The sequence below is a fragment of the Marinomonas lutimaris genome (genome assembly GCF_019426345.1).
Taxonomy (GTDB): Bacteria; Pseudomonadota; Gammaproteobacteria; order Pseudomonadales; family Marinomonadaceae; genus Marinomonas; species Marinomonas lutimaris.
The window spans coordinates 18,899-38,961 of the sequence record NZ_JAHLLW010000006.1 but is presented as its reverse complement, the minus strand read 5'-3'; the positions used below and the strand labels follow the sequence as shown (position 1 = coordinate 38,961).

Sequence of the window (20,063 nt, the reverse complement as noted above, 5' to 3'; positions counted from 1 at the left end):
TATGAATCCTCAAGTGGTGTTAGATTTATACGGGCAAGGCTTTTACTTAATTGTTTTGATCGTTGGGGTTGTGATGGTGCCCAGTCTGATCGTTGGTTTGATAGTGAGTGTGTTTCAAGCCGCAACACAGATTAACGAGCAAACTTTGTCTTTCTTGCCAAGGTTGATTGTGACTATTTTAGTTATCATGCAACTGGGGCCGTGGATCTTGATGAAGCTAATGGATTTTACGACCAATTTATTTATTAATATTCCTATGATCATCGGCTGATGTTAGAGCTGCATCCAGATGAGTTACTGAACTTAACGATCAGTTTTCTTTTGCCCTTTTTTCGTATTGGGGCGTTTTTTATGGCGCTGCCTTTATTTGGTAGTCGTCTGGTTAGTCCACGAGTGCGTATTGCGTTTTCCTTTCTTGTTGCCATTATTATTACCCCTGTAATTGATGTCCCTAATTACGATCCTATTTCTCCTGCCTACATTGTGCTGATTGCTGAGCAATTAGTGATTGGCTTTGTGTTGGGTTTTGTTGTCACTATTTTGTTTCAGTTATTTTCATTGGCAGGCCAGTTGGCTGCGATGAAGGCGGGTTTAGGTTTTGCTATGTCTAATGACCCTGCCAATGGTATTTCTGTTGCGACGCTTGGTCAGTATTATTTGTCGATGGTGGCATTAGCGTTTTTGGGCACAAATGGTCATCTAGTGATGATAGAGTACTTGGCTGAAAGTTTTAACTATTGGCCAATAGGTAGTGGTTTTGACAGCCAGCGTTATTGGCAGCTAGTGTTGCTGGGTGGCTGGATGTTTGAAAAAGCATTACTTATCGTATTGCCTTTAGCTGTGGCAGTATTGGTTATTAACTTGTCTTTTGGTGTGGTTGCTAAGGCGTCGCCGCAATTGAACGTTTTTGCGTTGGGTTTTCCAATCATAATGCTATTTTCTTTGTTCTTTTTCTGGATTATGTTAGATGATTTCTTAAACATCTATTTGTTGTTTTTCGGAGAAATGATTGACTGGATGAAAGATACGTGGGGAATTCGTTTAAATGGCTGAGAATGAAGACGGTAGCGAAAAGACGGAGAGTGCCAGTAGTAAGAAACTTCAGGATGCTCGAAATAAAGGCAATCTCCCTCGCTCTAAAGATTTAAGTTCAGCTCTTTTGTTGATAGTGGCTGCGGCAACTATTTACGGAACGGGGACTTTGCTTGTTCGTGATCTCGCTGTGTTGTTTGATTTTAATTTTTTGGTTGAGCGAGCTGATGTTTTTGATTTAAGTCGTATGGTTTTTCATCTGTACGAGTCTGTTGTGGCTATGATGGACTCTATGGTTTTGCTTATGTCTGTACTGGCGGTTGCTGGTATTGTTGGCAGTATCGCTTTGGGAGGGTTGAATTTTTCGTGGGAGCCGCTGACTCCAAAGCTTAGCAAAATGAGCCCGATAGCGGGTTTAAAGCGAATGTTTTCGGTTCAATCTTTGGTAGAGCTTATAAAGTCTATTGCTAAAGTGACGTTAGTTGGTCTTATTTCTGTGTTGGTGGTGAATTACTTTTTGCCAGAAACGCTTGGGTTAACTTTTCAGTCAATAGAGCTGGCTATTGCTCATGGTATTGATATTGTTATTTGGTCCTTTGTCTTTGTTACGCTTGCTTTAGCGCTGATTGCTGCGATTGATGTGCCTTTTCAAGTTTGGTCACATAAAGAAAAACTAAAAATGACCAAGCAGGAAGTGAAAGATGAATATAAGCAGCAGGAGGGTGATCCTTTAGTGCGAGGGCGAATTCGTCAGATGCAGCGTCAAGCGGCGATGAATCGAATGATGTCTGATGTGCCCAGTGCCGATGTTATTATTACTAACCCTACGCATTTCTCTGTGGCGTTGAAATATGATCAAGCTGGTGGCGCGGCACCAGTGCTGCTTGCTAAAGGCGGTGATTTTATTGCATTGAAAATTCGTGAAGTCGGCAATTACTATGACATCCCTGTGATACAATCGCCCGCATTAGCAAGGGCGATATACCACCATACTGAGATTGGTGATGAGATACCGCAGGGTTTGTTTAAAGTGGTGGCTCAATTGTTGGCTTATGTATATCAGCTGCGTAATGCTCGTATGGGAGCGCCGCGACCAGAAACGATGCCAAACTTAGATGTGCCTGATGAATTTCAGTGGGACGGTAGTTAATCATGTTTTGTAGTTTTTCTTCCAATAAGGATGACGTGTGAATTTTGACCGCGGTCGACTTGCTGGACAGGTTCAAGGGATTTTTAGTGGGAATTTAGGTATTCCTATCTTGTTGTTATCGCTTTTAGCGATGATGATCTTGCCTATTCCTGCTTTTTTATTGGACGTACTTTTTACCTTTAATATTGCGTTAGCTATTGTTGTGTTGTTGGTCGCTATTTATTCAATGCGGCCTTTAGATTTTGCTGTGTTTCCTACCGTTCTGCTGGTTTCTACCTTAATGCGATTGGCACTTAACGTGGCATCGACTCGTGTGGTTTTATTGAATGGTCACGAAGGTGGTGATGCAGCAGGTAAGGTGATTCAAGCATTTGGTGAAGTGGTTATTGGCGGCAACTACGTAGTTGGTTTTGTTGTCTTTGCAATCTTAATGATTATCAACTTTGCGGTAGTGACCAAAGGTGCTGGTCGTATATCCGAAGTAAGTGCGCGCTTTACCTTGGATGCTATGCCAGGTAAGCAGATGGCTATTGATGCTGATTTAAATGCAGGCATGATTGATGCCGATCAGGCTAAGCAGCGTCGTATTGAAATTGCATCCGAAGCTGAGTTTTATGGCTCTATGGATGGTGCCTCAAAATTCGTAAAAGGGGACGCAGTTGCTGGATTATTGATCCTTGGTATCAATATAATCGGTGGTTTGTCCATTGGTATGGCGCAGCATGATCTTTCTTTCTCGGAAGCCATTGAGCGCTATTCATTATTGACCATCGGTGATGGTCTTGTGGCTCAGCTTCCATCTCTAATGTTGTCTACTGCGGCGGCAATCATGGTGACTCGTGTTAATGAGTCTGGTGACATGGGATCCCAAATTGTCCGTCAAATGTTTGGATCGTCAAAGGCTTTGTATGTCGCAGCTGGTGTAATGACGATCATGGGTGTTGTTCCAGGAATGCCGCATTTTTCTTTCTTATCATTGGCTGCTTGTTTGGGTGGTCTTGCTTATTTTCTTGAGTATCGTAAGAAACAAAAGCCTAAGCAGGGGCCGAAAAGTACCGGTAAAGCTTCTTCGGATAATCCAGTGCCAGCAGAAGTAAAAGACTTGAGTTGGGATGATGTTGCGCCTGTTGATATGCTTGGCTTAGAGGTAGGCTATCGTCTGATACCTTTGGTTGATAAAACGCAAGGTGGTGAGTTGTTGGCGCGGATTAAAGGTGTGCGTCGAAAGCTATCTCAGGATCTAGGTTTTTTGGTGCCGAGTGTACATATTCGAGATAACTTGGATTTAATGCCGAATGCCTATCGAGTAACCCTTATGGGAGTGAGTTTGGCTGAGGCTGAAGTTCATCCTGATAAAGATTTGGCGATTGATCCTGGTCAAGTTTTTGGTTCTATTGATGGGATCGCCGGTAAGGATCCATCTTTTGGGTTGGATGCTGTGTGGATTGATCCTAAGAAAAGAGACCAGGCGCAAACTTACGGATACACGGTTGTTGATGTGAGTACAGTGGTTGCAACTCATATTAATCAGATTATGCATAAACACGCTTATGAGTTGATCGGTCATGATGAGGTTCAGCAGTTATTGAGTTTGTTGAAACAATATAATCCTAAATTGGCCGAAGAGTTAGTACCAAATACCATACCTTTAAGTGTTCTTCTTAAAGTATTGCAGAATTTATTGATAGAAGGTGTGCCTTTAAGGGATATGCGTACTATTGCTGAGTCGATTATGGGTGTGCAGCCAAAAACTCAGGACCCTATGATCCTCACAGCGGCAGTTCGAACGTCTTTGTCGCGTTTGATAATTCAGACATTGGCAGATGGTGTAGAAGAAATTCCTGTTTTAACGCTGGAACCGCAGCTAGAAAAAATGCTTATGCAGACGGTTCAGCAAAGTCAGCAGTCGGGCATTAAAAATGAAGAGGCGCTGATCTTAGAACCGAAAATGGCTGAACAGTTGCAAGCTTCGTTACGTCAGTCTGCGGAGCAGCAAGAGGCGATGGGGAATACGCCTATTTTGATTGTGTCGGCTCCCATACGACCTATGTTGGCGCGTTTTATGCGTTATGGTATGGTGAATATGTCGGTACTTTCATATCAAGAAGTACCAGACCACAAACGCATTACTGTGGTGGGTGTTATTGGACAATAAGATCTAACTATTAACGTGATGGATTGTATCTATATTTATTGTGATCTTTCGGGTAAGCTATGGATTTGTAAGAAAAATAAACTGGAAGGATTAAGTTATTCATGCAAATTAGGCGGTTTCGAGCACCTGACATGCGGCAAGCGATACGGAAGGTTCGTGATGCTGTAGGCCCTGATGCGGTCATTTTGTCAAATCAACGCCTGCCTACAGGTGAGATAGAGATAGTCGCCGCTCTAGATTATGATGGATCCTTACCTTCTAGTATGACCTCTAAACGGTCGTCTGCGCCTCGTTCTGAGCAATATGCCGACCCCAGTGCCGACTATTTAGAGCGCATAGAGAGAGCGAAACAGCAGGGTCCTGTACAAAATACTTCACCTACATATTCTGAAAAGCGCCCTACATCACAGTTTGAAATGCCTCCCCTGTCAAGTGACAAAGAAGATCCCGCTGTTGAGGAGGCTTTATCTATTCGTAATAGCGAGAGTGCCAAACAGTTGCGAGATATGGAGCTCGAGCTGAAAAATGTTCGGGCTTTGCTTGAGCAGCGTCAGCAAAATGAAAGTCGAGTTGAGGCTAAGGAAAACGCAGTAGAATTGCGTGCTCGTGAAAAGTTAAAAGGCTTAGGCTTATCAGACTTTGTTGTGTCTAGGCTTATCGATGATATTGATTTAAAAGGTCGTGAAGATGACTGGAATCGCTTGCTTGCACATCTAGCGGACTACATACCTGTTCGCTCAAGTTCCTCTGAGCTGAAAGGTTGTATTGCATTTATGGGCCCTACCGGAGTTGGAAAGACAACAACTATTGGTAAAATTGCTGCCCAGCATGTTTTGAAGCATGGTTCTGAAGGTGTTGTTTTAATTACCACAGATACTTACCGAATTGCTGCGCATGAACAATTGCGAACTTTTGGTCGTATTTTAAATGTACCTGTTGAAGTGGTGAATGAGTATTCAGATTTAAATGAAGTATTGTCAAAATATGCTAATTACTCTTTAGTGCTTGTTGATACTGCAGGTATGAATCCAAGAGATTCAAATCTAGAGCGACAGCTTTTAATGATGAAGCGTGCTCGGGCAAGTCTTAAAAAACTGCTAGTATTACCTTGTACAAGTCAAAGGCAAGTTTTAAAAACTGTTGTCGATGTTTATTCTCAAGTTCAATTAGATGGTTGTGTTTTAAGTAAACTCGATGAATCTGCTTCACTTGGTGAAGCGATTAGTGTAGTTATTGAAGAAGGTCTTCCTGTTGTATATATCGCGGATGGTCAAAGAATTCCAGATGATATTGAGCCAGCTCGGGCGCATAACTTGATTAGTAGGGCAGTATATACTGCAGAGCATTATAGTCAGCTTTATGGGTCACTAAAGTATGGTAGTTAGTAAAATTTTGTTATTACTGAAAGCGTTGCGCCAAACTATGTAGTACAGTTAGTTAGCGCAACTAACTTAAATGGTAAAGGTTGCTTAGACTATTTTATGCAGACCAAAAACGGATATAACACATACTCTAAAAAAGCGACGCTTTCGATTGATGCGATTGTTGAGCAATATGGGTATTTGGTAAAAAAAATTGCTTACCATCTATTGGCGCGTTTGCCTGATAGTGTGGATGTAGATGATTTAATTCAAGCTGGCATGATGGGGCTGATTGAGGCGTATAAGCGTTTTGAATCTACTAAAGGTGCTAGCTTTGAAACTTATGCAGGCATTCGTATTCGCGGCTCCATTATGGATGAGGTGCGAAAAACCGATTGGGCACCTCGTTCTGTTAGGCGTAACGGTAGAGCGGTTGCTAATGCGATTAAAGAATTAGAAGCAAAGTTAGGCCGAGAGGTGTCCGATATGGAAGTGGCATCTCATATGAATATAAGCATGGATGAATATCATGAAATGATTCATTCATCCATGTCGACTCAGTTGTTTAGCTATGAAGAAATGCTAGACTCTGATACAAGTAATTTAGATAGTGTTGAATCTGAAGTAGAAAATGCACCTTATTCTTTAGTTGAAGAGGGTGGTTTTCAAAATCAATTGGCAAAAGAAATTGATGATTTACCGGAAAGAGAAAAGTTGGTTTTGTCTCTTTATTATAATGAAGAACTCAACTTGAAAGAAATTGGTGCTGTATTAGGTGTCAGTGAATCAAGAGTCAGTCAAATTCATAGTCAAGCGGCTATGCGATTGCGAGCTCGATTAAGTGATTGGCGAGATTAATTATGAGTTGTGGAATATTACCTTTGGGGTGTGGAGGTTGCATTGGATAAAAACATGAAGATCCTGATTGTTGATGATTTCTCGACAATGAGACGAATCATTAAAAACTTATTACGGGATTTAGGGTTTACCAATACAGTTGAAGCGGATGATGGAACAACTGCATTGCCTATACTTCAAGCTGGAACAATAGATTTTCTTGTGACCGATTGGAATATGCCCGGCATGACAGGTATTGAATTGCTTCGTGCAGTTCGTGCTGATGAAAAGTTGAAAAGCATTCCTGTTCTTATGGTAACGGCAGAAGCTAAACGTGACCAAATTATTGCTGCAGCTCAGGCTGGGGTAAACGGTTATGTAGTTAAGCCTTTCACTGCGGTGGCTCTCAAAGAAAAAATTGAGAAAATATTCGAACGAATAGACGCTGCTAAATAGGGAACTTAGATGTCAAATGTATTGGGATCTGGACTAGTGGAATTTGAAAACCTAGTAAAAGACGGTGCTGTAGAGCTTTTAAATCACATTGAAGTTGGTGATTTCAGTGGCGCTATTAAAATAATCCAAGAGTTAAGTGAAGCTCGTCATAAAAGCTTTTATAACGAAGTGGGTTTTTTAACTCGAAGTCTGCATGACGCCATTCGTGATTTTCAAATTGATTCAATTGATTTAGTTGTTGGTGAGGGCGGAAAAGATTCTGCAACTAAAATCACTGACGCCTCTGATCGACTGAACTATGTTATTGAAACGACTAGTGCGGCTGCCAATAAAACAATGGACATGGTGGACAGTAGTGTCCCTGTGGCCAGTGAGTTACAGAGTCAAGCAAGGGAATTGCGTAAAGACTGGAGTCGTTTAATTCAGAGAGACTTAACGCCTCAAGAATTCAGAGACTTGTATAAGCGTATTGATGTCTTCTTGTCTTACGCAGATGACAGTGCCACTACCTTGCATTCAAACCTCAACACAATTCTTCTAGAGCAAGGTTATCAAGACCTAACAGGTCAAGTAATCGCTAGAGTGAATGATTTAATTCGAGATGTAGAAGAAAAACTTGTGCATCTCGTTGCTGTTGCTGGACGCGTTGATAGTATCTCGGGGATTGAACACCAAGAGAAAGAGTCTGAACACGATGACACTCGTGGACATGGCCCAGCTATTAATAAACAAAACAACCCTGAAGTACTGAATAGTCAAGACGAAGTAGACGACTTGCTATCAAGTCTTGGTTTCTAGAAGGAGCTGAGGATGAGTTTCGAGGTCGATGAAGAGATTCTACAAGATTTTTTGGTAGAAGCTGGTGAAATCCTAGAGCAGCTTTCCGAACAACTAGTAGATTTAGAGCAAAATCCAGATGATAAGCAACTGCTTAACGCGATATTTCGTGGTTTTCACACTGTAAAAGGTGGTGCTGGATTTTTACAATTAACTGCCTTGGTTGATTGTTGTCATTATGCTGAAAACGTTTTTGATATTTTAAGGAACGGTCAGCGTAAAATAGATTCTGATTTAATGGATATTGTTTTACAGGCTCTTGATGCTGTAAATGAAATGTTCGATGCTGTACGTGCAGGCGCTGAGCCAGAACGTGCTTCACCAGAGTTGATCGCAGCGCTCGCTGCATATGCAAAGGCTCCAACTGCAGAAGAACTTGCAGAGGCGGATGAAGATGAAGTCGAAGATGTCGCTGAAGAGCAAGATGATGCTGATGTTGAGGAAATTGAAGAGACCGTTTCTGTAGAAAATGAATCTGTCGATATTTCTGACGATGAGTTCGAATCTTTGCTTGATGCATTAGGCGATACTTCATCAGATAATGATGTTCCATCTAATAGTGGTGCCGATAAAAGCAGCACAGCGGCAAGAACAGACGATGAAATCACAGAAGATGAATTTGATGCATTATTGAATCAACTTCACGGCAGTGGTGCGCCTGGAATTAATGATGACCAAGCGGACAGTGCTACATCGGCTGATATTTCTTCAGACGAAATAACCGAAGATGAATTTGAAGAGCTTCTTGATAAACTTCATGGTGAAACGCCTACTTCAGGCAACAAAGAAGACAAATCTAAAGCAGATATCAGTGCTTCTTCTGGTGCAGAATCTGACTTGATTACTGACGATGAATTTGAATCCCTTTTAGATAGCCTGCAAGGTAAAGGTGGAGCTGAAAAGGTAGAAGTGCCAAAAGCTAAAACTGAGCCAAAAGCGGCATCGGCGAAGCCAAAAGCAGCACCTAAACCCGCAGCTAAGCCTGTTCCGAAGCCTGAACCTAAGGCTCCAGAGCCTGAAGCGGATAGTGCTAAAGAAAAAACAGCTAATTCGCCGGTTACTCAAGAAGCAACAGTTCGTGTTGATACTAAGCGTCTAGACGACATAATGAACATGGTTGGTGAGCTTGTGTTAGTTCGAAACCGACTTGTTCGATTGGGTCTTCAAAGTGAAGATGAGTCGATGGGTAAAGCGGTTGCTAACTTAGATGTGGTAACGGGCGATTTGCAAAACGCGGTAATGAAAACGCGTATGCAGCCTATCAAAAAAGTCTTCGGGCGCTTTCCACGAGTAGTTCGAGACCTTGCTCGTAATATGAAGAAAGAGGTTAACCTCATTCTTCGTGGTGAAGAGACAGATCTAGATAAAAATTTAGTTGAAGCTTTGGCCGATCCTTTAGTCCACTTAGTACGTAACTCTGTAGACCATGGTGTTGAAGCGCCAGATGTTCGAGAGGCTAGCGGTAAGCCTAGAATGGGCACGGTGATTCTATCTGCTGAGCAAGAAGGTGATCATATCTTGTTGTCCATCGAAGACGATGGGGCTGGTATGGATCCTAGTTTGCTTCGTAGGAAGGCTGTTGAAAAAGGCTTGATGGATGCTGATGCTGCGGATCGGTTATCTGATGAAGAAGCGTTTAATTTAATCTTTGCACCAGGTTTCTCTACTAAGGTAGAAATTACAGATGTGTCTGGTCGTGGTGTTGGGATGGACGTTGTTAAAACGAAAATTTCACAGCTAAATGGTACATTGCAGATTAAATCAGTCCTAGGGCAAGGGTCTCGGTTTATTATTAAAGTGCCATTAACGCTAGCGATCATGCCAACTCTAATGGTGACTTTGTCAGACCAAGCGTTTGCTTTTCCTCTAGTGAGTGTTAATGAGATTTTTCATCTCAATTTGAAGAAAACTAACGTGGTTGATGGGCAGCAAGTTGTTGTTATTCGTGGCAAAACCTTACCTATATTTCATCTGAAGAATTGGCTAATTAAGGGTAATAATCGAGACGATTTACCTGCCGAAGCTCATGTTGTTGTTGTTCAAGTGGGTATGAGTGAAGTGGGTTTTGTTGTTGATCAATTGGTTGGTCAAGAAGAAGTGGTTATAAAACCGTTGGGTAAAATGTTGCAAGGTACTGCTGGTATGGCAGGCGCAACCATTACTGGTGATGGTCGTATTGCATTGATTCTGGATGTGCCTAGTATGCTTAAGAGTTATGCATCTAGGTAATACGTTGTTCATTTAGGGGATGTGATATGCCTGTTAAGGTGCTGGTGGTTGATGATTCTGGTTTCTTTCGACGTCGTTTGGTTGAGATATTTGAAGCTGATCCTAGACTAACTGTAGTTGGTACTGCAAATAATGGAAGAGAGGCGATAGATAAGGTTCAATCCCTATCGCCTGATGTTGTTACTATGGATTACGAGATGCCTGTGTTAGATGGTATCGCAGCCGTAGTTAACATTATGAAGCTTAAGCCAACGCCAGTGCTTATGTTCTCCTCGTTAACTCATGAGGGGGCAAAAGTTACTCTAGATGCTCTAGAGGCTGGTGCGGTTGATTTCATGCCGAAGAACTTTGAGGATATCTCTCGTGATTCGGCGGTAGTAAAGCGGGCATTGGTTGATCGTGTATTAGCGGTTGCTAGAACGCGCTTTGCTGGAGATAGAAAGCCTGTTGCTGCACTTGCTCCACGTGAGGCTCCCAAGCCTATCGTAACTGATCGCGGTGTTATTATTCCGCGTGTAAGGAAACGAGTTAGTCTTGTTGCCATTGGAACATCTACTGGTGGTCCAATGGCTTTGCAAGCTGTATTAAGTAAATTACCTAAGGACTTTGCAGCGCCTCTTGTATTAGTTCAGCATATGCCAGCAGCATTTACTGGTGCTTTTGCTGAACGACTAAACAATATCTGCCAGATTACAGTAAAGGAAGCGCAAGACGGTGATCGTTTACAAGCAGGTGTTGCTTTATTGGCTCCTGGTGGAAAGCAAATGATGATTGACCCTCGAAATGGCGGCTGTGTCCGTATTCTCGATGGGGATGAGCGTCTAAACTACAAACCTTCTGTAGATGTTACTTTTGGTTCAGCGTCAAAATGCTATCCAGGGAAAGTATTATCTGTTGTCATGACAGGAATGGGTGTTGATGGTCGCGAAGGTGCTCGTATGCTGAAGAGTTCAGGCTCAAGAGTCTGGATTCAAAGTGAAGAGTCTTGTGTGATTTACGGCATGCCAATGGCAGTGGAAAAAGCAAACCTAGCGGATGATATTATTGATTTAGAGCATATTGGTGAGCGCATTGCACGCGAGGTTGGCTAGTGGATTTTGTTACCTTAGCAGGACTATTAATTGCTTTCAGTTCAGTATTTCTAGCTAATTGGTTAGGAGGAGGAGAGGTAATCCTTCTCCTTAACTTGCCATCTGCCATTATCGTTATTGTTGGTAGTATCGGTGCCACATTAATTCAGAGTAGTATCCAAGAAGCGGCTCGTGCTCTTGTTTTGATTAAGTGGAGCCTTTTCCCACCTGTTTATGATTTTAACTCTGCCCGCGCCTTAATAAACAACCTTGCCCATAAAGCTAGAAGGTTATCCTTGCTTGCTTTAGAGTCAGATGTCGAAGTGTTGAATAATCGTTTTTCGAGCAGAGCTTTGCAAATGGCTATTGATGGCACTGATCCAGATTTACTGGCAGATCGACTTCATGATGACGCAGTTCGTATTTATGATAGGCGAATGAAAAGCGTCTCTTTCATTGAGTCTATCGGTGGGTATGCACCTACTTTAGGTATCATGGGCTCTGTACTAGGGTTAATTCAAGCAATGGCCAATTTAGATAGCCCAGAAGCATTGGGGCATGGTATTGCTGTTGCTTTTGTTTCTACTCTATACGGACAAGGTTTTGCTAATCTGGTTATATTTCCCATCGTTAAAAAATTAACGGGCTATGTTGATAAAGAACTTCTTTATCATCAACTGCTCATTGATGGTATTTGTGGTATTGCCACTGGTAAGCATCCATATAGATTAGAGTTAGAGCTTAATACTTATGAGTGATACTCCGCCTCGGGCATCTAAGCGTCGTCGAGTGGTAACTAAGTCGCCACGGTCTAGCGCTCAAGGTCGAGATAGATGGATTCTCTCATATGCTGATTTTATCACTCTATTATTCGCTTTTTTTGTAGCACTGTATTCCCTCTCATTAAAAAACTCAGGTGACGAACAGCGCTTGAAAGAAACGCTTCATGGTGTTTTTGATGCTGTTCAAAAGTCAATTAAACCTATCAATATTGGCGAACCGATTGTCGGAGAGCCAAAAGATATTGAAGTCGTTGAAACAAAGCCTATCCCTGCAGCTCCTCCGACAATAGAAGAAAGCAACTCTTCTGCTGTTTACGCATTATTAAGTCAGGTGGTAGAAAATCAATTTTCAGGGCTTCATGCATCAGGGCAAATATCTGTGACAGAGTCGGCTGACTGGGTAAGTTTAGAGCTAAAGTCTGGTTTATTGTTTGGCCAGGGAGAGTATGAGTTAACCAATGAAGCCGTCGCTTTATTAATACTAGTCGCTAACATTTTAAAAGCACATCCTTCGGTGATATTGGTTGAAGGTAATACGGATGATTTGCCAGTGAACTCAAGGCGTTTAGTGTCTAATTGGCATTTGTCTAGTTTGCGATCATCCTCTGTTGTCGATGAGTTGGTTTATAGAGGTGTGGATCCAAAAATGATCGCACCAATCGGCTTTTCTAGCGAACATCCTAAAGTAAGAAACACCAATGACTATGCTCGTCAACAAAATCGCCGTGTAATCTTACGAATTAGTAAGCGTGAGGCCGATAATCTCTATGATTACTTGTTTCAATAGCGTGTTACTGTATATGATTGCAAGGAATTCGTAAGCAAAATAACAGCATAGGGTATCAGGGGAGTCAGAGTGCACATTTGGGCAGTGGCGAATCAGAAAGGCGGCGTTGGCAAAACGACCACAGTAGTTTCTTTAGCAGGGTTGCTGGCTGATGCTGGTCATCGGGTATTAATGATTGATCTTGACCCGCATGGTTCATTGACCAGTTATTTTCGCTTTGATCCAGATTCTATAGAAAAGAGTGCTTACAACCTGTTTCAGGCCACTGGTAAAATACCAGAAGATCTGCCTGCTTCTTTAATATTAGAAACAGGTCACCCTAATTTATCTTTGATGCCTGCATCGACAGCGCTGGCTACTTTGGAGCGGCATGCTCAGGCTCAAGGTGGTATGGGATTAGTTATTTCCAAAACACTAGCAATTTTGTGGGATGACTACGATTACGTGTTGATCGATAGTCCACCGGTACTGGGTGTGTTGATGATTAATGCGCTGGCGGCTTGTCAGCAACTAGTGATACCTGTACAAACTGAATTTTTAGCGATAAAAGGTTTAGAAAGAATGGTCAGAACATTGACTATGATAAACCGAGCAAGAAAACGTCCAGTACCATTTTTGATTGTGCCCACTCTTTTTGATCGCCGTACTCAGGCTTCTAATAAAAGCTTACGTAGTCTGAAAGATACTTATGAAGAGTTGGTGTGGCATTCGGTGATTCCAGTTGATACGAAGTTAAGAGATGCCAGTACCGCAGGTATTGCCCCTTCAGCGCTGGATCCTAATGCTCGAGGAATTAAGGCTTACGCAAGTCTGATGGATTCTTTGCTGAACCCAGCGGGATAGTAACAGTTTATGAAAGATACAAAGAGTAAAGAGCAGGCTCTAATAGGCCCTCAAATAGCGGTTCAACGCTATCTGGATGACTTATTGCAAGAAGCGACGTTAGAGCCGCCTGTAGAGCATTTAGATGAACTTGAGACTACAGTAGATGAATCCGACTCATTCGTAGATTTAGAAGAGCCAGGTTTTATAGATTCTGATTCGCTTGAATCTGAACAAGTTACTTCAGAAATAGGCTTGAGTGAAGAGGAGCTGTCTTCATTAGATGCTTCATTTAAAGATTTTGAAGAAGCAATATCGGCACAAGTTAATGGCTTGTCATCGGATTCTGAAGAGCACGATACTATTGAGCCAGAGCCAGAGCCAGAGCCAGAGCCAGAGCCAGAGCCAGTTAAGAAAATTTCGAGAACAGATCCTTTACCATGGGCGACAGGTAGATTTGAGTGTTTGCTCTTTTATGTCGGTGGTTTGAAACTTGCCGTACCACTGGTTGAATTAGGTGGCATTTTTCAAAGTGGAAAAGATAAATTAACGTCCATATTTGGCCAGCCAGATTGGTTTATGGGGGTTGCCAATGTTGGGGAATTTAACCTTCGCACAGTGGATACTGCACGTTGGATAATGCCAAACCACTATGAAGGCGAAATGAAAGATAACTTCAAATTCGTCATTCAGCTTGATCGTACGGATTGGGGTGTTGCTTGTGAGCGAGTCGCAGAGGCTATTACCTTAGAGCCATCACAAGTTAAGTGGCGCAGTGATAGAAGTAAGCGGCCTTGGTTAGCCGGTACGGTAATTGATCATATGTGTGCCATACTTGATGTACAGGGTTTTATAGAATTGTTAGACGACCCGAAAAATGGGTTTAAAAGCGCGCAAAAATAATTGTAATGATCATTTTTTGATCTTTGGAGATGAATAATGGCAACTACTAGCATAGCGTTAAAAAATGCAAATCAGTCAGAAGACCCAATGTTGCAGTGGGTAACATTTCGCTTAGAGAATGAAATCTACGGTGTAAATGTTATGCAGGTAAAAGAAGTTCTGCGTTATTCTGAGATCGCTCCAGTTCCTGGAGCTCCTAGTTATGTTTTGGGTATTATTCATTTGCGTGGAACGGTTGTAACCGTTATAGATACTTGTCAGCGCTTTGGTTTGCCATCAGGCGAACTGACAGATTCTACGCGTATCATGATTCTTGAAGTAGAAGGTCATGTGATTGGTATTCTGGTAGATGCAGTATCTGAAGTCGTTTATCTTCGTCAGTCTGAGATTGAGCCATCGCCAAATGTTGGTAATGATGAATCATCTAAGTTTATCCAAGGTGTTTGCCACAAAAATGATATTTTATTGATTCTTGTCGATCTAGATAAACTGTTATCAGAAGATGAATGGTCTGAAGTAAGTAATTAAGGTAGTTGTACTAGATGGAATCTCAGTGGTTATTTAACCTTCTCTTGATGCTTCAATTTGTGATCTTGATTGCAGTTGTCGTTTGGGCTTTTCGGTTGTCTAAGCGACTAGAGCGAGTGAAGCAACATCATGCAGAAGTAGAATCGAATCAAAAAAAGCAAGTGCAAGTGCTTGCTTCAGGCTCAATAGGGATGGGGCGCCGTTTGGTCGCCATTGAGAAAAAGTTGAATCTTGCTGTAGAAAAGCAATCTGAGATTTTATCGAAAGAGGGTGGCGTTTCGTATAACCGCGCTATGGAGCTTTTAGAAATGGGCGCAACCATTGATGATTTGGTATCTAAATGCGGTCTCATACGAGCTGAGGCAGAGCTGATCAGTTTATTAAAGCAAGAGTCACGTAGAAACTCTGATTACCACTGATGATCTTTGATTCTATGCGCAAAAGCGATTACCTCGGCTACTGCTAGATACAATGACTCCGGTATCTCTTCTCCTAACTCCAAAGTGCTGAGCATCTCCACAAGCTCAGGGCTTTGGTGAAGTAGAACGTCGTTTTCCTTGGCAACAGCCATGATCTTTTCAGCAAGTAAACCACTTCCTTTGGCGATGACTGTTGGCGCTGCACTAAAGTCATATTTTAAAGCGACGGCTTTTTGCATTAGGTTCTCACATCTATTAAGGATTGGGTTTTAACTATATTGACTTTTTCTTTATCTAGTTTAGCTTGAAAAGCGTCTAATCTTTCTACTTCAATGTCTTTGTCTTTTAACTGTTGTTTCAATGTAGACAGGTTTTTCTGTAATTTTTGTACTGTTTTAGGATCTTCCGCGGCAAAGAGTATTCCAACTTTGTTTGCTTGAATACTGGCTCTCGCATCAAACCTTCCTGTTTCTTCAAAATCAAATTTTAGCTTCACCAACCAGCGCCTATCCTGTTTCTCTTGCTCTGCTGTACTTGCGTCTTTGTTGATCTCTATTTGTACAAAACTTGGCGATTGGCCATGTTTAATTGGCAATTCTATATGTAAAGGGTAGGTTGGAGTGTTGATCTGATTCGGTTCAGAGAAATGTCGTAATTGACTGGTGGTAATGCGTTCGATTGCATTGGCAATTTGTTCTGTTGGAATACCTGCAGGACGTAAAGCCCCTGTGTTTTCTTGAACCTCTCTTAATCGAGTAAGATTTAGTTTTAAATCTGCTGGTATTTGAGTCTTGCTGTCATTAGCCAGTAGGGATTCAGAAAATAGTCCGCTGGTTTGAATTGCCTGTTTCATGACTTCCGGTGAAGTTGTTAATGCTCCCAAAGCTGGCATATTTTGTATCAGCTGTTTAAGCGCTTGCTGCGTTTGTGGTGGCAAGTTCGCATTCGATGCCTCGTTTAGGTTGTGTAACTGTTTGACGAGTTGAGACATATCCCCAAGGGACAACTGCTTCGGTAGGCTTTGTTTGAGGGCCTCTACTTGAACAGAAGGGGCTGTTGTATTGGTTTTTGTGGGCAGCACTTGCATGTTGTTATTGGCATCGACCATGACGCGAACGACATCGCCTTTTTTCAATGGTGTTTGACTAAGAATAGGGAATTCTGCCTTACCGTCAGAAACCGTTGCTCGTTGAGGGGATGGGGTGACTGCTGCTGCGGTTGTTTGAATGCTCGTAGCTAGTTGTGGCGTATTTACTGTCAACGGTTGGTTGATTGTCTTAGCTTGAGTGTTTGTCGCCGCGAGTTGAGGGTTTGTTGCTTGAGCGCTAAAAGTTTGAGTGCTAGAAGTTTGAGTGCTGGAGGTCTTTGGAGCTACGGTTGTTGGTTGAGTGTTTGTTGTTGTAGAAAGTGGAGCATTACCAATATTGTTTGTCGCAGGTGTTACTGAGGTAACCGTTAAGTTTACGACACGAGATGCCAGCATAAGATTATCGGCTTGCCTAACTTGAGGCGCATTTTGATTGACGCCCGTTTTGCTGGGTTGATTCTCTACAGGAAGAGTTAGAGAAGCTTGCAGAGAATTAGTTTTATATAATTTAGCATTTTGGATATCACTAATGTCGATGGGCGCGCCAGTATTAATAAGAGTAAATGGCTGTTGTGAACTGGTTGCATGCAAAAGTTGGGCTGGTTTGCCTAGGAAATTAAGTGACTCGCTGCCCTGAAATTTAATCAAGCTAAGATTTTCTATGAGTTTGATTTCACTGCTTAATTTCGCAATTGTTCCTGTGTTGCCTAATATATTATTGCTACTGTTGTTAGTCGCATTACTCTGCTTGCCTGATGATGCATTAAGCATAGATTGGATGTCAGAGATCATGTAGCCTGCCTGTTGATTAGATAGCCGATTGATTTGTGCTTTTGGAAACGCTTCTCATATAATGTTTGGGCACTTTAGTATAGTTAAGTCGTATAGATTAAATAGTGTAGCCAAACAATGTTAACCTTCACCCTTATATCGGCCGAATTGGATAAATCTTTTGCAATCTTCTGCTTCGTTAACAATATCAGACCTTTGGATTGAACGTGGAGAAAGAGACCTATGTAAAGGGCTTTCTTTGAGTATTCAGTCCGGTGAAGTTGTGCGTATTCTAGGAGAAAATGGGGCTGGTAAGAGTTCTTTGTTAAAAGTCATCGCCGGCATACTTTCACCTTTAGAAGGACAAATATTGTATTCGGGCGAGGATGTCACCTTAGATAGAAGTCTTTTGCAGCACGATGCAATCTATCTTGGTCATTCTGCCGGTGTCAAAAGTCTCCTCACTGTTGCTGAAAACCTTCATTGGTATTGTCCTGACGCTCCTTCAAGTGTGTTGTATTCGGTTTTAACTCAGTTAGACCTTGTAGATCAGGTCGATGTGCTGGTGAAAGCATTATCCGTAGGTCAAGCTCGCCGAGTTGCTTTGGCGCGTTTATGGTTAAGTAAGAAAACACTTTGGCTGTTGGATGAACCCTTTGTGTCTTTAGATGCCAGAGGTGTTGCTCTGTTAGAGGGACGTATTCAGCAGCATGTGTTGTCAGGTGGCTTGGTGGTGTTAAGCACCCATCAGGAGTTGCTGTCTATTGCTTCTCGTGATGTGGCATTGTTATGACGTATTCTTCTTTTTTAGTGTCTGAATTTTTAGTGTTATGGCGTCGTAAACAAGACGTTTTTAACGCATTGTTGTTTTTCGTCATTGTGGTTGTCTTGTTTCCGATAGGCATTAATTCTTCACCTGAATTTCTGGCGCCAGCGGCGGCAGGTATTGTCTGGTGTGCTACGGTATTGGCTATTTTGATGGCAGTAGAAGGCATGTTCAAAGAGGATTATCACGATGGTTCTTTAGAGCAGTTAGTGGTTAGTGGGCTTTCTTTACCTTTGTTGATTTTGTTAAAAATCGTCGCGCAATGGTTGACGGTTGTACTTCCTCTGCTTCTTATGATGCCTTTATTAAGTGAAATGCTGTATTTACCAAGCTCAGGTTTTTGGGTGTTGACCATGACATTACTTGTAGGCACACCAAGCTTATTTTTTATTGGTGTGATTGGTTCCGCTTTAACGGTATCGATAAAACAAGGCGCCATGTTGGTGATGTTGCTGATATTGCCGTTTTATTTGCCAGTGATTATTTTTTCAACGTTAGCCGTTAAAGCTTCACAAGCAGGTTTGCCTTATTCTGGATTATTGGCGATGTTATTGGCGATATCTTTGTTATCTTTAGTGATATCGCCTTTTATGACGGCGATTGTAGTCAAAGCGAGTGTAAACTGATGAGTTGGGCATGGTTTCATAAGTTAGGTTCACCTAAGTGGTTTTTTTCTTGGTCTAAACCCTGGGCATTGCCTGTGTTTTGTTTCGGCTGTTTGAGCCTTCTTATCGGTCTAGTGTGGGGGCTTGTATTCGCCCCTGCTGATTACCAGCAGGGTAACAGTTTTCGCATTATTTATATTCATGTGCCGGTAGCTATGTTGGCGCAGTCTTGTTACTTAGCATTGGGCGTGGCAGGTTTTGTATTCCTTGTCTGGCAGATGAAAATGGCGCCTATTTTTATTAAGGCGATGGCACCGATTGGTGCGGTTATGGCATTGATCGCTTTGGTTTCCGGGGCTATTTGGGGCAAACCCACTTGGGGAACTTGGTGGGTTTGGGACGCAAGGCTTACTTCTGTATTGGTGTTATTTTTTCTCTATATGGGCATTATCGCGTTGCAAAATTCTTTAGACGATCAGGTTCTAGCGAATAAGGCAGCCGCTGTGATTAGTGTTGTGGGGTTGATTAACTTGCCCGTTATTAAGTATTCGGTGGTGTTGCTGGAAACCTTACACCAAGGGCCGACGTTTACGCTCACCAAAAAGCCTGATATGCCTCCTGAAATGTGGTTGCCTTTGCTCTTTGCTGTTATTGGTTTGTATTGTTTCGTGGCCGGTTTGCTTATTTGGCGAATGCAGTCGGAAATATTAAAGCGCGAATATAGATCTAGTTGGGTGAAACAAGAGGTAACGGAACATGGCCTTTAATAGTTTGTCAGAGTTTTTGATGATGGGAACGCACGCAGTCTATGTTTGGTCGGCTTATGGTTTTAGTGCTTTGGGGTTGACTTGGTTGGTTTGGAATACGCTAGCGACGCGCCGAAAAACACGAGATACGTTACGTAAACGCTTTTTGAGGAATCGAACCCGCTAATGCATCCAGTAAGAAAAAAACGCCTATTAGTAATCACCGCCATTGTGTTGGTATTAGGTGCAGCGGTTGGCTTGGTAATGTATGCCTTGCAACAGAATATTAATTTATTCTTCTCTCCATCCCAGATTGCCATGGGTGAAGCGCCACGAAATGCCAATATCCGCGCGGGTGGCATGGTGGTAAAAGGCAGCGTTAAACGTAATTCAGATACCTTGGCAGTTGCGTTTGATGTGACTGATTTTCAGCACAAGGTCACTATTGAATATCGCGGAATTTTGCCTGACTTATTTCGAGAAGGTCAGGGCATTGTGGCTCAGGGTAAGCTGAATAATGACGGCGTGTTTGAAGCGACCGAAGTCTTGGCTAAACATGATGAAAAATACATGCCGCCAGAAATCACTGAAGCATTGAAAAATGCCCAGCGTTCGACGGGCGAGAGCGCAGAGTCCGCGCAATCTACTTATTAATTTAGG

Annotated in this window: 23 protein-coding genes; 21 read left to right on the top strand and 2 right to left on the bottom strand. The window is 42.3% G+C overall.

The genetic code is table 11. The annotated features are described in order from the left end of the window. The first annotated feature begins 1 nt into the window (after position 1). From fliQ to KPL72_RS08750, 16 genes are all read left to right on the top strand, one after another. Positions 2-271 (top strand): flagellar biosynthesis protein FliQ, encoded by a 270-nt coding sequence (gene fliQ / locus KPL72_RS08825; RefSeq protein ID WP_012071103.1) that lies wholly within the window; start codon positions 2-4, stop codon positions 269-271. Continuing rightward, positions 271-1,053, top strand: a complete 783-nt coding sequence (fliR, locus tag KPL72_RS08820; protein ID WP_212916157.1) for a flagellar biosynthetic protein FliR — start codon at positions 271-273, stop codon at positions 1,051-1,053. Before fliQ ends, fliR begins: the two co-directional genes overlap by 1 nt. Further along, positions 1,046-2,182 (top strand): flagellar biosynthesis protein FlhB, encoded by a 1,137-nt coding sequence (flhB, locus tag KPL72_RS08815; RefSeq protein ID WP_219702496.1) that lies wholly within the window; start codon positions 1,046-1,048, stop codon positions 2,180-2,182. Before fliR ends, flhB begins: the two co-directional genes overlap by 8 nt. 37 nt (positions 2,183-2,219) lie before the next feature. Continuing rightward, a complete protein-coding gene (gene flhA, locus KPL72_RS08810) occupies positions 2,220-4,337 on the top strand; it encodes a flagellar biosynthesis protein FlhA (protein WP_346729506.1) in 2,118 nt (705 codons plus the stop codon). 101 nt (positions 4,338-4,438) lie between these two features. Further along, positions 4,439-5,722 (top strand): flagellar biosynthesis GTPase FlhF, encoded by a 1,284-nt coding sequence (flhF, locus tag KPL72_RS08805; RefSeq protein WP_219702495.1) that lies wholly within the window; start codon positions 4,439-4,441, stop codon positions 5,720-5,722. Positions 5,723-5,818: 96 nt separating this feature from the next. Next, positions 5,819-6,556, top strand: coding sequence for an RNA polymerase sigma factor FliA (locus KPL72_RS08800; RefSeq protein WP_212916154.1), 738 nt, complete (start codon positions 5,819-5,821; stop codon positions 6,554-6,556). A gap of 54 nt (positions 6,557-6,610) precedes the next feature. Further along, complete coding sequence (locus KPL72_RS08795; RefSeq protein ID WP_012071097.1) at positions 6,611-6,991, top strand: chemotaxis response regulator CheY; 381 nt, start codon at positions 6,611-6,613, stop codon at positions 6,989-6,991. Positions 6,992-7,000: 9 nt separating this feature from the next. After that, entirely contained in the window at positions 7,001-7,789 is a 789-nt protein-coding gene (locus KPL72_RS08790) for a protein phosphatase CheZ (protein WP_100187085.1), read from the top strand. A gap of 12 nt (positions 7,790-7,801) precedes the next feature. After that, positions 7,802-10,057, top strand: a complete 2,256-nt coding sequence (locus KPL72_RS08785; RefSeq protein WP_212916152.1) for a chemotaxis protein CheA — start codon at positions 7,802-7,804, stop codon at positions 10,055-10,057. 26 nt (positions 10,058-10,083) lie between these two features. Then, on the top strand, positions 10,084-11,148 hold the full coding sequence (locus KPL72_RS08780; protein WP_212916151.1) for a protein-glutamate methylesterase/protein-glutamine glutaminase: 1,065 nt from the start codon (positions 10,084-10,086) through the stop codon (positions 11,146-11,148). Next, entirely contained in the window at positions 11,148-11,885 is a 738-nt protein-coding gene (locus KPL72_RS08775; protein ID WP_212916150.1) for a flagellar motor protein, read from the top strand. The genes KPL72_RS08780 and KPL72_RS08775 overlap by 1 nt, the downstream gene beginning before the upstream one ends. After that, positions 11,878-12,696 carry an OmpA family protein gene (locus KPL72_RS08770; protein WP_212916149.1) on the top strand — a complete coding sequence of 273 codons (819 nt, stop codon included), beginning with the start codon at positions 11,878-11,880 and terminating at the stop codon, positions 12,694-12,696. Before KPL72_RS08775 ends, KPL72_RS08770 begins: the two co-directional genes overlap by 8 nt. A 69-nt stretch (positions 12,697-12,765) precedes the next feature. After that, positions 12,766-13,539, top strand: coding sequence for a ParA family protein (locus KPL72_RS08765; RefSeq protein WP_212916148.1), 774 nt, complete (start codon positions 12,766-12,768; stop codon positions 13,537-13,539). A gap of 9 nt (positions 13,540-13,548) precedes the next feature. Then, entirely contained in the window at positions 13,549-14,421 is an 873-nt protein-coding gene (locus KPL72_RS08760; protein ID WP_219702494.1) for a chemotaxis protein CheW, read from the top strand. 36 nt (positions 14,422-14,457) lie between these two features. Next, complete coding sequence (locus tag KPL72_RS08755) at positions 14,458-14,949, top strand: chemotaxis protein CheW (protein ID WP_012071089.1); 492 nt, start codon at positions 14,458-14,460, stop codon at positions 14,947-14,949. A 14-nt stretch (positions 14,950-14,963) separates the two neighbouring features. Further along, the gene (locus tag KPL72_RS08750; protein ID WP_219702493.1) at positions 14,964-15,368 is read left to right on the top strand and encodes a DUF2802 domain-containing protein; all 405 of its coding nucleotides are present in this window, start codon (positions 14,964-14,966) and stop codon (positions 15,366-15,368) included. Here KPL72_RS08750 and KPL72_RS08745 read toward each other — a convergent pair. Together KPL72_RS08745 and fliK are read right to left on the bottom strand one after the other, a co-directional pair. Beyond that, complete coding sequence (locus KPL72_RS08745) at positions 15,359-15,607, bottom strand: EscU/YscU/HrcU family type III secretion system export apparatus switch protein (protein WP_219702492.1); 249 nt, start codon at positions 15,605-15,607, stop codon at positions 15,359-15,361. The genes KPL72_RS08750 and KPL72_RS08745 overlap by 10 nt on opposite strands. After that, positions 15,607-17,247, bottom strand: a complete 1,641-nt coding sequence (fliK, locus tag KPL72_RS08740) for a flagellar hook-length control protein FliK (RefSeq protein ID WP_219702491.1) — start codon at positions 17,245-17,247, stop codon at positions 15,607-15,609. The genes KPL72_RS08745 and fliK overlap by 1 nt, the downstream gene beginning before the upstream one ends. Before the next feature lie 160 nt (positions 17,248-17,407). Between fliK and ccmA the strand changes: the two genes are divergently transcribed. Genes ccmA through ccmE form a run of 5 tightly spaced genes read left to right on the top strand, consistent with a single transcriptional unit; the run spans position 17,408 to position 20,057 of the window. Then, positions 17,408-18,019: a cytochrome c biogenesis heme-transporting ATPase CcmA gene (ccmA, locus tag KPL72_RS08735; RefSeq protein WP_219702490.1), complete on the top strand. Its 612-nt coding sequence runs from the start codon at positions 17,408-17,410 to the stop codon at positions 18,017-18,019. Further along, positions 18,016-18,678 (top strand): heme exporter protein CcmB, encoded by a 663-nt coding sequence (gene ccmB / locus KPL72_RS08730; protein ID WP_219702489.1) that lies wholly within the window; start codon positions 18,016-18,018, stop codon positions 18,676-18,678. The genes ccmA and ccmB overlap by 4 nt, the downstream gene beginning before the upstream one ends. Beyond that, complete coding sequence (locus tag KPL72_RS08725; protein ID WP_219702488.1) at positions 18,678-19,424, top strand: heme ABC transporter permease; 747 nt, start codon at positions 18,678-18,680, stop codon at positions 19,422-19,424. Before ccmB ends, KPL72_RS08725 begins: the two co-directional genes overlap by 1 nt. Further along, the gene (gene ccmD, locus KPL72_RS08720; protein WP_219702487.1) at positions 19,414-19,590 is read left to right on the top strand and encodes a heme exporter protein CcmD; all 177 of its coding nucleotides are present in this window, start codon (positions 19,414-19,416) and stop codon (positions 19,588-19,590) included. The genes KPL72_RS08725 and ccmD overlap by 11 nt, the downstream gene beginning before the upstream one ends. Further along, on the top strand, positions 19,590-20,057 hold the full coding sequence (ccmE, locus tag KPL72_RS08715) for a cytochrome c maturation protein CcmE (protein WP_212916138.1): 468 nt from the start codon (positions 19,590-19,592) through the stop codon (positions 20,055-20,057). The genes ccmD and ccmE overlap by 1 nt, the downstream gene beginning before the upstream one ends. Positions 20,058-20,063: the final 6 nt, after the last annotated feature.

Excerpts from the sequence above, each read along its gene's own strand:
- fliQ (WP_012071103.1), top strand. The coding sequence starts at position 2 with ATGAATCCTCAAGTGGTGTTAGATTTATACGGGCAAGGCTTTTACTTA.
- fliR (WP_212916157.1), top strand. The coding sequence starts at position 271 with ATGTTAGAGCTGCATCCAGATGAGTTACTGAACTTAACGATCAGTTTT.
- flhB (WP_219702496.1), top strand. The coding sequence starts at position 1,046 with ATGGCTGAGAATGAAGACGGTAGCGAAAAGACGGAGAGTGCCAGTAGT.
- flhF (WP_219702495.1), top strand. The coding sequence starts at position 4,439 with ATGCAAATTAGGCGGTTTCGAGCACCTGACATGCGGCAAGCGATACGG.
- KPL72_RS08800 (WP_212916154.1), top strand. The coding sequence starts at position 5,819 with ATGCAGACCAAAAACGGATATAACACATACTCTAAAAAAGCGACGCTT.
- KPL72_RS08795 (WP_012071097.1), top strand. The coding sequence starts at position 6,611 with ATGAAGATCCTGATTGTTGATGATTTCTCGACAATGAGACGAATCATT.
- KPL72_RS08790 (WP_100187085.1), top strand. The coding sequence starts at position 7,001 with ATGTCAAATGTATTGGGATCTGGACTAGTGGAATTTGAAAACCTAGTA.
- KPL72_RS08785 (WP_212916152.1), top strand. The coding sequence starts at position 7,802 with ATGAGTTTCGAGGTCGATGAAGAGATTCTACAAGATTTTTTGGTAGAA.
- KPL72_RS08780 (WP_212916151.1), top strand. The coding sequence starts at position 10,084 with ATGCCTGTTAAGGTGCTGGTGGTTGATGATTCTGGTTTCTTTCGACGT.
- KPL72_RS08770 (WP_212916149.1), top strand. The coding sequence starts at position 11,878 with ATGAGTGATACTCCGCCTCGGGCATCTAAGCGTCGTCGAGTGGTAACT.
- KPL72_RS08760 (WP_219702494.1), top strand. The coding sequence starts at position 13,549 with ATGAAAGATACAAAGAGTAAAGAGCAGGCTCTAATAGGCCCTCAAATA.
- KPL72_RS08755 (WP_012071089.1), top strand. The coding sequence starts at position 14,458 with ATGGCAACTACTAGCATAGCGTTAAAAAATGCAAATCAGTCAGAAGAC.
- KPL72_RS08750 (WP_219702493.1), top strand. The coding sequence starts at position 14,964 with ATGGAATCTCAGTGGTTATTTAACCTTCTCTTGATGCTTCAATTTGTG.
- KPL72_RS08745 (WP_219702492.1), bottom strand. The coding sequence starts at position 15,607 with ATGCAAAAAGCCGTCGCTTTAAAATATGACTTTAGTGCAGCGCCAACA.
- fliK (WP_219702491.1), bottom strand. The coding sequence starts at position 17,247 with ATGATCTCTGACATCCAATCTATGCTTAATGCATCATCAGGCAAGCAG.
- ccmB (WP_219702489.1), top strand. The coding sequence starts at position 18,016 with ATGACGTATTCTTCTTTTTTAGTGTCTGAATTTTTAGTGTTATGGCGT.
- KPL72_RS08725 (WP_219702488.1), top strand. The coding sequence starts at position 18,678 with ATGAGTTGGGCATGGTTTCATAAGTTAGGTTCACCTAAGTGGTTTTTT.
- ccmD (WP_219702487.1), top strand. The coding sequence starts at position 19,414 with ATGGCCTTTAATAGTTTGTCAGAGTTTTTGATGATGGGAACGCACGCA.
- ccmE (WP_212916138.1), top strand. The coding sequence starts at position 19,590 with ATGCATCCAGTAAGAAAAAAACGCCTATTAGTAATCACCGCCATTGTG.